This is a genomic window from Nitrosomonas oligotropha, from assembly GCF_009833085.1.
Taxonomy (GTDB): domain Bacteria; phylum Pseudomonadota; class Gammaproteobacteria; order Burkholderiales; family Nitrosomonadaceae; genus Nitrosomonas; species Nitrosomonas oligotropha.
This window is the reverse complement of record NZ_QRBZ01000012.1, coordinates 168,556-179,433: the sequence shown is the minus strand read 5'-3', so window position 1 is coordinate 179,433 and position 10,878 is coordinate 168,556. Positions and strand designations below refer to the sequence as shown.

Below are 10,878 nucleotides of genomic sequence, written 5' to 3'. Positions count from 1 at the left end.
AACGCTAGAAATTCTTACACCTAACGCGTTTGCCCCGAAACCGAAACATCCGCCTATGTCTGCATAGGTCTTGATCTCACCAATTGCATCCAGTATCTGCTTACCATATAAGTTCCACAATAGCGTGCTTTTGTATTGAGCTCGAGCAGGATATCCTGGTCGAGCGATAACTTTACTCGGGTATGAGGAGTAGAATTTTAGTGGATCGAATTCGTGTTGATCTGAAGTCATAGTAAGAAATTATCTGTAAAATAATTAACGCAAAATGTATACACACTCATTAACGATAACCCAATGATGCTATCCCTACTCAAGTTGATTAGATAACTTTACATTAGATGCTTCAAAATATCGTTTGTAATAAAATACAAACTTATACTATGTAAAGTTCCAACAGACTTCTGTCACAAGTCTCTATATAGTTATCTTCATTCTCGAATCATTTGGAAATTCATATTACTCTACCTATCAAAGCTTTGTAAGTTCTCGTGCGTTGATTGGCATCATTGGATCAGGAATTGATCTCATAGCACCCAGTACTGCTGCAAAGGCATAAAAGTTCCATCCATAAACGGAAAGTATTGCATCAGCAATATTTCTCTTTTTTACTGCCAGCACCGCAACTCCACTCAACCAAACAAGAAACTCGGCCACGATCAATGCCGGTAAAAATGTGACTGTTTTTAAGTTCATTATTAATACCGCTAGTATTCCTGCGAAAATATGCAGCATAGGCGCAGCAAAAACAAACCATGCTCGACGCACGCTTAACCAACACCATGGATGTCCTAAAGCTGATCTGAGATACATACCATAAGCATGCAATCGGCGATTTCGCCACAACCGAAAAAGCATCTGGGAAGTACTTTCAGTATAACCAGTGTGATGTATGGCTATTTCAGGAAGTCGAACAAGACGCCACCCCTTGGCTCGCAAACGATCACCAAGCTCTGCCTCTTCACAGGCCGGAAGCCAACGATGCGCAAGATAACCAACAGACTCAATCGCTATACGCCGATAAAGACCCCCACCGCCAAGTTCTAGTACTTCTTTTATCTGTTGTAGCGCTTCAGCTTCAGAAGCACGCCGTTTATCAGCCCAATTATTAATGCTCGTATCTAACAACTTCCCTGCCACACCGGCCACATCAGGTTTAGATTCTAGGTAATCCAATGCTATTGACAGAAAGCCAGGCTGCAATACCATATCTCCATCAAGTACATATAGGTACTCACCTTGAGCATACTGATAACCAAGCTGAACGGCAGATGCACATCCGCAATCTGTTTTATGAGAAAACTGAATAATTCGTACAGGATAATGCCTTGCAATTTCTACTGTTCTGTCAGTAGATAACGAATCAACCAGAATTACTTCACCACCAATTTTTATTGTTTCTGCAAGAGCGGCTTCAAGACAGTTCGCTATTAAGGCTTCTTCATTAAGTGCTTTGATCAGAATCGAAAGTTTCATATCTTCTCCTTACAAATAAATTGAGAGCTTTAGTAGTGCGATTCTGTTTAAGTATATATTCATACTAGTGCCTCAAAAGATCTCTACTAGTGGCATTTTTATGTTTATAGTTGAGAAATTTACTTTTACTATCCTCAAAATTTCTCAGTCAAAAAATTGACTCGAGTTTTTGCTATAACTTATCTAATCATCTCCGGTCAAAAGTAAGTAGAATTTCACAAGTCAATAAATAAGATAGTACCTGCTCCTTATTCACTACCATACAAATATCTTACGGTTAAGCAGTCGATTTAACCTCGCCCGCTCTTCCTCATGGAAAGGTTTGATAAAATAAGCTACCAGCAAAAAGCAACTACCAGCCAGGGTTGCCATAATAAACAAACCGAACCAGTTACTATGCACTGGTATTGATAATTGCTGCGTCAAGATTAACCCTAAAAACGCAGCAACTAGTAACTTGAAGTATCCTATACTATCAGGCCTATATGTGGTAACACGCATAAGAGCGACAATGAGAGTTGTATTGAATATGATTTGGTTAGCAATTATTGCGACAATAGGACTCCACAATCCATATCCCGCTTCGAGAAGCCAATAAGCCAGAGGCAGTACAAGCATGCTCAATGAACTCCCCCAGGTACAGAGATAACTCCTATCACTAACAATTGTAACGGCAACCAGTATCTGTCGCTGACTGAGAGGAATCAATGCAAGCAATAAACCTGCCAGATAGTAGCCTGTATGATCAAATTTTTCACCACTTAGCAAGCTTACCAAGTCATCTCCGGCTAACCAGGCAAATACCAGTATTGGCATCAGAACAAAAAGACTTGACTTTCCCGTGATGTTAGCATTACGTGTTAATTCCACCATATCACCTGCAGCCACATATGAAGCAACCAGTTTGGGCCGGATCAAACTAAACAATAATGTAGCTGGTAAATAACGCGAGATATGCTCAAATAAGTTACGAAGAAAGCCGAATAATGCTGTCGCTTCCACACCAAGATATCGTTGAATTAAGAAAATAAACACCTGAGAACTATAGGTGAGCGTAATAAAATGACTTACATACATGTGGCGTGCAATGCTCCACATCTCAGACCAGTTAGGTGGTTGCCAATCATCTTGTCCAGGGAGTTCTCGATGCGCACTCAAATATCGAATTAACCCACGTAAAGCTAGCATCGCTCCTAAAACTGATGCTGCTATTTCAGCCAACACTACATGATATAGATGAACCTCGCTTTGAATAGCCACAACAGCACTGAGCGATGACAGCAAAATCATATTACGTGTCACCAAACTAATTTGGGCTTGTCCTTGCTGCAGCAATGGCTCTAATGCACTTTCCCGGATATGCCTTCCCAATCCTTCCGTAAGTAACACCAGCAAATAAAGTCTTGCCACATCCAAATATCGAATAAACTCCACAGGCAATAACCATGGCAACACCATTAATAGCAAAAGCACTCCTATAAATAGAAATAAGGAAATGCGAGCAAGAATTTGCCACACGAAATCCGCTAGAACTTTACCATTGGCATGCAAGCGAAACTCCGGTAAATAGCGCGCCGCCACCCAAGGCAAACTAAGAGCGGTAATAGCCAACGCAATCTCCATTCCAGCTACCAAAAATACATAGACTCCATATTCTTCCACTGCTAGCTCACGCACCATCGTTAGTAGAATAAGCAATGAAAGCAAACCCGATGCAACTTTGCCAGAGAGAAAATGCATCGCGCTACGCTTAAGCACGGCACCAGAATAGGGAGAAACGCTCATGGCTTATTTATTAGCTGTTACAAGAATATGCTTACGATGCAGCCATGCCAGATAACCCAGCAGCGCTGAAAACACGACTTGAATGCTTGGCAATTCAAGTAAGGAAGAACGATAAAAGAGATGAAATAAAAATAATGCTAAAGCAGCCTGAATAGCAACAGCATCGGCTCGTACTTCTGGCACAGTAGATTCGCGCTGGAGCCAATAAGCACAGCGCCAAGCGAAAGCAAAAATCGCAGTAAATAAACCAAAACCAAACAATCCCATTTCCCAAAGAAGAGTTGAAGCTGATGTTAGGCCGATGCCATATGATGGATAGCGCTTCGCAACATGACCTCTTGTAGCCGAATGTGCACTACCGAGTCCATTCCCAAACATCAAAGAAATAGGATCATGTTGTACGCCTTGTTGTTTAGCCCAAAAAGTCAACACTGTAGTACGATTGAGACGAAATGCTCCATAACCACGCTCGTAAATATTGTAATCTAATGTGTCTGCAAACTGATTCTCAACTGATTTGTCCGCTTGACTCAGATAGTAATAGCCTGCAGCAGCAGTAAGCAATATCACGGCAATAAAACCCATTAACCAATAATGCAACCGAATAAACATATCACGACGATAAAGCACTAAGAACATTAACGGTAACATTATGACTACAGACTTTGTTTCCCCTAGAAGCAAGGGAGCCAATACTAGTGATATTAGTATGAAAAGACGAGCTGTTGGTAACGACTTTTCCATACGGCGCGCCAATAGAAAAGCCAATACAATAACCAGAAAAAGGGCCATTTCTCCACTTGCGCCTCCGCCATCCATTTGCGCTCCAAAAGTTCCTGCGACAACATCAACGGCCGCATTTCCCCATGTACCCTCTAGTTGAGGAACAAAGACTATACGTTCATAAGCCGCAAAGGGTAATTGCAGCAAAGCAGTAATCACAAAAAAAACCAGCCACCGATGAATATCCCGTTCATCAAAAGCAAGCCAGCACAGCGCAAACAAGAGCCCCCATAACTGAAAGTAGCGCTTAAAACCACCTATAAATTCACTTGCTGAATTCCACTGAAGAAGCGAGTTAAGAATTGCATAAATCAAAAAAGCAAAAGCAGCCCAGATAAACCCAGGAGTATTTCTCAACATCTTTGGAGAAGCGCCTATCCCAAAGAAAGTTATAAACATCAGAAAAAAGCCTAATAAAGAAACACCCCATGCGGCCTTTGAGGCAATAAAATCGAAATGGAGCGGAAGAACACCCACAATCAGCAGGCCAAACAATAAAATACACCATACAATCCAGTTCGGACGCAGCACAAGCATGGCGCCTATCACAAGGGCAACTGCTAAGCTTATTATGATGGGATTAGCTGTTACCGCGAATAAACCAAACAACATTGCCATTAGCACACTGGCCAATGCAATAATGTAAAAATATATTTTCTGTTTGTTATCTAAATTGGATGAATACAATTTTTTATAAATAAGATTTCACCTACACCCCGAAAGTTCCTATTAACCTGGTACGTTCATTAGCTTTAACTGAGGCTAACAAGTCTTGAATAAAAATAGCTTGTTGCTGATACGCTTTATTTTTATCAGAATCAATAGAAGATACGCGCACCAACATTCCATCAGGCACATTTCCAGTCAAACCATACTTTAATTGTTGCAATTTCTCTTCGATACCAGGTAAGACAGCTCTATTACCAACAGTTACCCAATAAGTAATCGGCTCATTACGATAACCTTTTACAGCCAACAAGCGTTTAATCGGTAATTTTCCATATTGTGTAAGTAAATCATCAGCAAAAGTTTTCATTATCTCGAAGCCTTGTGCGTAATAGCATACTTCCGGCTTATGTACCGCTAGATTGTCACTCTGATCACCGCCATAGGCTACAGAAAGCATAATGCGTTCACCTAAAGAGTTTACGTATGTCCTCGACAAAGTTTGATTGTATATTTTGTCAAGCATAGCTTGCGTATCAGCATCTACCTGCAACGGAATAATTGATCTATCGATACGCCAGTCCCCAAATTCCATCGGAATCATTATTTCAAGATCAATTTTTTCTTGTTGGTCCGCAATCTTATTGGTTGGAGTCAACACTTTTGTTAACGCGCCTGACGACACCATCAATATACCTAAAAAGATACTGATAATTATCGATTTTCTCATTTTGCTTCCTTTATTTTCAGACAAGCTCTAGATATTCCTATCAAATATATTTTTTACTTTAATCAAATAGTTATTAGCTATTACTCATAGTGGAGTATGAAACCCTAGCTGGCTGCGCTTTGACAAAATACTGTAACGCTGCATCGACACCAAGGATAAGTATTAATGCACTAATAAACAAAACCATACCAGCAAAACCATGAAGAAATCCTTGGCCTGCCGCATCACCATAGTGATAAGTAATCAACGTAAGTACGATAACGCGAATAACATTAGCAGTAAATGAAATGGGTACAATTAAAATAGCTAATGTCACATTACGTAATACGGAGGTGTGATGCACAAGGTTTAAATAAAACAACCCAAGCGCTTCCAATGTTAGCAATGTTTGAAGCCCGGCACATGCATCGGCTACAAGTAGTTGATATTGGCCGATTTGCAAGATAACTCCATTCCTGGCTATGGGATAATTTGCCCAGAATAAAATATGTTCTGCCACAAATGAAACTGCCATTTTCATAGGCATAGTAAGTAGGCTGACCACTTGTCCAGGCAGTGGAATCATAAAGAGTAAAAAAAACAATGGGAACCACATAACTTTCAAAGCGATGTAACCTCGTTTTATAAGGATAACAGCCGCTAGTATCCATATGAAAGAGCCCATCTCAAACACTAATATTTGTTGTGAACGCCCGATAATATAAAGAACCAGAGCTACAAAAAAAACTATCCATCCAAAGAAAGCAGTTGATTTCCCCTCACTCTTATTGATCATCTCCATCCATTTGCGATACATTAACCAAAGCGAAAGCATTAATATAATCGGCCCATGCGCTTGTTCTTCTTTAGACCACATTCCATTGGCAAGATCATAAAAAGTGGGAACAAATAAAATCAACAATCCCAGCAAAATAGGCCACCAGTCCAAAATAGCTGACTTTAAATCACGATGTTGATGAGTAAATGAGAGCATAGTTTTTTATTCTAGAAGTCAATTAATACAGAACCAACCACTTCGGCCCCACTGTACTTAAGCTGTTCATTAATCAAATTGATATCACTTAACCGGGTATTATTTTTGTGCGCAACCACCAATACTCCATCCGTACGAGCAGCAATAGCAAGTGCATCGGCACCACTTGAAACAGCCAAAGTATCATAAAGAATCACATCAAATTGATTTGCAAGTTGATCGTTTAATTCATCGAATAGACTCCGATTGAGAAGCTCCAGAGGATTCGGCGGAAGTGTTCCTGCCGGTAATACGGAAAGATCAATAAATGAATCTATTTTTGCAATTACTTCGGAAATATTTGCTCGACCGGCAAGCACATCGGATAGTCCTTGCCTGTTTCTTAAATTGAATATCTCATGCTGTTGAGGACAACGTAAGTTAGCATCTATCAGTAATGTACGTTCCCCAAGTTGGGAAAATACGACCGCAAGATTTGCTGCAAATAGACTCACACCATCACTCAGGTTATAACTCACTACTGCAAGTGCTTTATGACCTGAAGTAAACCAACGTAACATTAGTTGACTACGCACCGCACGAAAAACTTCTACTTGAGCACCAAATGGTTGATAAGCAACAACCAACTCTGGTGGATGATTCCCTTGTCCAGGCAATAAATATGGATAATCAAATTGCTGCGCCAAAACCAGCTGTATATCAGCTTCAGTAATTAAGCCCAATTTAAGTGCAGCATCACCAAAACGCAATCCGGTCTCTTTTTGTAAGCGCAACACACGCTCAGCTTCAACTGGTGTAATTTTTCCCATATCCAGAAGGATATGTCCAATACTAAACTTCCGGATATGAGATGAATTTGCGCTAATAGAACCGGAATCGCTAAGCTTCTTGGTCTCTGAGGAACTTGTAATACTCATTTTATTCTCCATGTTTTGAGCCTAGACCGGTTCATCGTATTAAACGTGGCCAGCTCAATTGCAGGCGTTTTTGTTTTGGTATTCCTTTTTTTATCACACCAAGTACAGGTACATGAAGCACATCGACAAGATCTTCAGGAGAACGCACGCGACGATCAATCATCTCTGCAAGCAAACCCATTCCGAGCCCAAGCAAAGTTCCTAAGATCACAGACAAAACGACGTTTAACAGTAGTTTCGGGCTATCCGCTTTATCGGGGATTTTTGCCGTATCTAGTATAGAAACACTTGACAAATTAGCTTGTCCTTCAAGGCTAGTCTGATTTAAACGCTGCATAGCACTATTGTATGCTTGTTGAGCACCTTCCACTTCTTTAAAATGGAGATACATTTCGTTTCTAGCTTGATTTAAAGCTAACACTTTAACTTTCTGTTCTTCCAATGCTGCTCGTATCTCTCTTTCCTGACTGACAGCAGAGTCCGTAGTAGTTCTAATATGTTTATTAAGTTCAGCTCTCAATTTTTCCATTTCAGCTTTTGCGCCCGCGTAACTAGGGTGATTATGACCCAACTTCTGAGAGACTTCAGAAAACCTCGACTCAGCCTGCGACAAACTTAACTTGAGGTTACTGATCATTGCATTTTTAGCAATATTGTTAGTTTCACCTCCTCGGTGCTTGATGTCTTGTTCTGAAGCTGTTCCCATCAATTCTGCTTGGGCGAATACTAGTTGACTAGAGAGATCATTTAAACGTTTTGTTTCAATATCAAGCCGAACATCGGCATCAATGATTCCTGCTTCCTGTTGATATTCGGTTAGTTTTTTCTGGGCTGTCTCAAGTCTTTCGCGCAATAAATTAAGCTGATCCGTAAAATAAACTGCCGCTTTTTGCGAAGGTTCCACCGTAAGGCGAATACTTATTTCCTGATAAGCATTTGCGAATGCGTTTGCAATAATTGAAGTAAATGTAGGATCTGCGCCTTTATAACTAATACCAATCACACTGCTATCACGAGAGGTTTCAATATCCAAATTTTTCAGCAGCAAAGCTGCCAACCATTCACGTAAACCTAAATTACTCCCACTTTCTTCAAATTGCCTCCTGACCACATCGTTCTGATCAAGTCTAAGTTGATCCACTACCATCAATGCAAGCCTAGTGCTCTTAATAACATCTAATTGCGTCGCTAAATAACTAGGATTCAGTTGCGCTGACGAAACCATTCCAGTTACAGGATCAGCCCCTTTGTAAGTAAGAACGAGCGTAGCTGTAGATTTATAGCTTTTTGGTAAAAGTAGACTAACGACCGAAGTTGTTAAGACCGTAACAATCAATGTGAATAAAATCAGTTTTCGCCGAGCCAATATGATTAGAAAAAAACGAGAAAAATCCATGTGCAAGCCCCAGTCTGAACTTAATAAGTTACGATAATTGTTTTAAATAAATCTGGTATAAGAAATTCAATAGTTAAAATCAGAACAGGCTTTCCTTGATATAGATTACATCGTCAGGTTGCACTAAATCACTGGATTTCGGAGTAAATATCTGTAAATTACCTTCTGCGTCACGACGTTGAATCTTTAATCCTCGCTCAGTCCCACGCTGTGTCAATCCACCACCTACTGACAGAGCCTGTATTACCGTCATATTTCGTTCAAGCCTATATGCCCCGGCACGCTGTACTTCACCATAGATATAAAATCTCGGGGCCCGTTCAATATAAATAAAATCATTACTCTGTATATTTAAATCCCGCGATAGATCACCAGTACGAACCATTTCCTGGATATCTATCACTTCCTTAATAAATTTATTTCCGTCGGCACGAATCAGAACAACAAGCTCTCCTCCTTCAGGAACGACACCTCCTGCCATCGCAAGAATCTCGGTTAGACTGCGCTTCCCTTCGATAGGATAGCGCCCCTGATTACGAACATTGCCAAGCACAGATACCATCTGACTCTGTAACGAAGCAGTAACAATCGTAACTTGCGGTTTACGCAGAATATCTCGACTTTCCAGAAGATTTGCTATCTTTCTTTCCGCAGCTGATGGAGTTAGTCCATCTACTACGATTTCACCCAGAAGGGGAAATGTTATTTTCCCAGTCTCACTTACTTTCGTTTCGGTAGTCATATCCGGATGGCCGTAAACAAACACTCTTAGCGCATCACCAGGTCCTAATGCGCTTTCTCCTGTCTCCGCAGCCACTACATTCCCAACACAACCAATCCATAACAAAGTAATGACTATCGCTAAAATCTTCGCTGTTTTCATAACACTTATCATTTGCCTAAATCCTTAATTCATACTGTACTGAACATTACATCAGGAAAGATAAACTACTCAGTATAAACATGAGCTTACTTTAACCCCATAATACCACGTTCGATCGAACTGTCTGATGCTGGCTCCGTCAGATTTAAATTATTTGTTGCATTATCAGCACTTGGAGCAGCTTGTGGAGCTGCCTGCTTCTCAGCAGCACTGGATTCTGGTGCTTTTGCATTCAAATATTCTATTTTTGCAGCTGTGCGTAAACGTGCGACTTCCGCATCAGTTGCTTCCTTATACTTCTGGTTCAACAGAAATCGCTCAATTTGAGGCGCAGCAACCGCCAGTGCAATAGGACTATCCTTTATTGCATTAACCGAAATCAGCAAACTATTCTCTTGCTCGTTAACGATAAAAATAGTGTCCTTACTTTTTTCCTGTAGCATTTTAGCCATCTGAGGAGGCAGATCGGTGCTACTACGTGATGCCAAGCTTCTTTGATAAGGAACTTTATTTTTGTCAAGCCAAGTCACAACCTGATCTACAGACTTTGCTGCATCGATAGTTTTCTTTAATTCACTACTGAGATCCTTCGTTGCAACACGAACTGTTATCAAATCAAATTGCTTACGCTGCGAGAAAAACTCAGGATGTTTCTGGAAATATTCATCGATCTCAGCTTGAGATGGTTTAGCAATTTTACTCACAATACCCTGCATGTAAGCTTGTGCTATCACTTGCGCATTTGCACGATCGCGTGCTTGCATTACATCAGGAGTACGATCCAGCTTGTTGCTAACCGCTTCGTCGAGAATTAATTGACGAACAATCAGTGATTCCAAAAGCTGCTTACTCGCGGCTTCATACTGTTCAGGACGGACATTGGCACGCTTGATTTCTTCATTGAGCTGAAGCATGGTAACTTCTTTGCCATTGACACTAACCAGTGCCTGCCCGGTTTTTTTTTCTTTTGGCTCATTGCTGTCACAAGCCGCCAGAACTAAAGCGAAACCAATCGTGAATCCTATTAGTGCCGTCCGAGTATTTGCCAATACCATAATATTTCCCTTAATGATTACAAATATAATGAAACAAACTCAAAAAAATCCAACGCACATCTCTTTTACACAATACCTAACCACAGAATGAGAACAATACGTTCCATTGATCATCTCTGAAGCTGGATACGACAATTAAATTATAAACTTTAATACTTAAAGTATTTCTTTATAAAGAACATCAATATACATTGATAATCAACAATATACAAAATAT

10 protein-coding genes are annotated in these 10,878 nt (G+C 40.4%); all 10 read right to left on the bottom strand.

Annotated elements, in window-relative coordinates:
- Positions 1-231 (bottom strand): hypothetical protein (locus ABD07_RS14775; RefSeq protein WP_205010662.1); only part of this gene is annotated, 231 nt, incomplete at its 3' end.
- A gap of 237 nt (positions 232-468) precedes the next feature.
- Positions 469-1,473, bottom strand: a complete 1,005-nt coding sequence (locus ABD07_RS05300; RefSeq protein WP_160817436.1) for a glycosyltransferase family 2 protein — start codon at positions 1,471-1,473, stop codon at positions 469-471.
- 255 nt (positions 1,474-1,728) lie between these two features.
- On the bottom strand, positions 1,729-3,258 hold the full coding sequence (locus ABD07_RS05295) for a polysaccharide biosynthesis protein (protein WP_160817435.1): 1,530 nt from the start codon (positions 3,256-3,258) through the stop codon (positions 1,729-1,731).
- 3 nt (positions 3,259-3,261) lie between these two features.
- Positions 3,262-4,659: a hypothetical protein gene (locus tag ABD07_RS05290; RefSeq protein ID WP_160817434.1), complete on the bottom strand. Its 1,398-nt coding sequence runs from the start codon at positions 4,657-4,659 to the stop codon at positions 3,262-3,264.
- A gap of 91 nt (positions 4,660-4,750) precedes the next feature.
- Positions 4,751-5,437 (bottom strand): exosortase-associated protein EpsI, B-type, encoded by a 687-nt coding sequence (gene epsI, locus ABD07_RS05285; protein ID WP_160817443.1) that lies wholly within the window; start codon positions 5,435-5,437, stop codon positions 4,751-4,753.
- 73 nt (positions 5,438-5,510) lie between these two features.
- Complete coding sequence (gene xrtB, locus ABD07_RS05280; protein ID WP_160817433.1) at positions 5,511-6,410, bottom strand: exosortase B; 900 nt, start codon at positions 6,408-6,410, stop codon at positions 5,511-5,513.
- 11 nt (positions 6,411-6,421) lie between these two features.
- Positions 6,422-7,327, bottom strand: coding sequence for a chain length determinant protein tyrosine kinase EpsG (gene epsG, locus ABD07_RS05275; protein ID WP_108697367.1), 906 nt, complete (start codon positions 7,325-7,327; stop codon positions 6,422-6,424).
- A 31-nt stretch (positions 7,328-7,358) separates the two neighbouring features.
- Positions 7,359-8,723 carry a chain length determinant protein EpsF gene (gene epsF / locus ABD07_RS05270; protein ID WP_160817432.1) on the bottom strand — a complete coding sequence of 455 codons (1,365 nt, stop codon included), beginning with the start codon at positions 8,721-8,723 and terminating at the stop codon, positions 7,359-7,361.
- 79 nt (positions 8,724-8,802) lie between these two features.
- Positions 8,803-9,606, bottom strand: coding sequence for a polysaccharide export protein EpsE (gene epsE / locus ABD07_RS05265; protein WP_240142420.1), 804 nt, complete (start codon positions 9,604-9,606; stop codon positions 8,803-8,805).
- A gap of 86 nt (positions 9,607-9,692) precedes the next feature.
- On the bottom strand, positions 9,693-10,661 hold the full coding sequence (locus ABD07_RS05260; RefSeq protein WP_160817430.1) for an EpsD family peptidyl-prolyl cis-trans isomerase: 969 nt from the start codon (positions 10,659-10,661) through the stop codon (positions 9,693-9,695).
- Positions 10,662-10,878 lie beyond the last annotated feature (217 nt).

Bases quoted from the DNA above. Each gene is read 5' to 3' on its own strand.
- ABD07_RS05300 (WP_160817436.1), bottom strand. From the start codon at position 1,473: ATGAAACTTTCGATTCTGATCAAAGCACTTAATGAAGAAGCCTTAATA.
- ABD07_RS05295 (WP_160817435.1), bottom strand. From the start codon at position 3,258: ATGAGCGTTTCTCCCTATTCTGGTGCCGTGCTTAAGCGTAGCGCGATG.
- ABD07_RS05290 (WP_160817434.1), bottom strand. From the start codon at position 4,659: ATGGCAATGTTGTTTGGTTTATTCGCGGTAACAGCTAATCCCATCATA.
- epsI (WP_160817443.1), bottom strand. From the start codon at position 5,437: ATGAGAAAATCGATAATTATCAGTATCTTTTTAGGTATATTGATGGTG.
- xrtB (WP_160817433.1), bottom strand. From the start codon at position 6,410: ATGCTCTCATTTACTCATCAACATCGTGATTTAAAGTCAGCTATTTTG.
- epsG (WP_108697367.1), bottom strand. From the start codon at position 7,327: ATGAGTATTACAAGTTCCTCAGAGACCAAGAAGCTTAGCGATTCCGGT.
- epsF (WP_160817432.1), bottom strand. From the start codon at position 8,723: ATGGATTTTTCTCGTTTTTTTCTAATCATATTGGCTCGGCGAAAACTG.
- epsE (WP_240142420.1), bottom strand. From the start codon at position 9,606: ATGAAAACAGCGAAGATTTTAGCGATAGTCATTACTTTGTTATGGATT.
- ABD07_RS05260 (WP_160817430.1), bottom strand. From the start codon at position 10,661: ATGGTATTGGCAAATACTCGGACGGCACTAATAGGATTCACGATTGGT.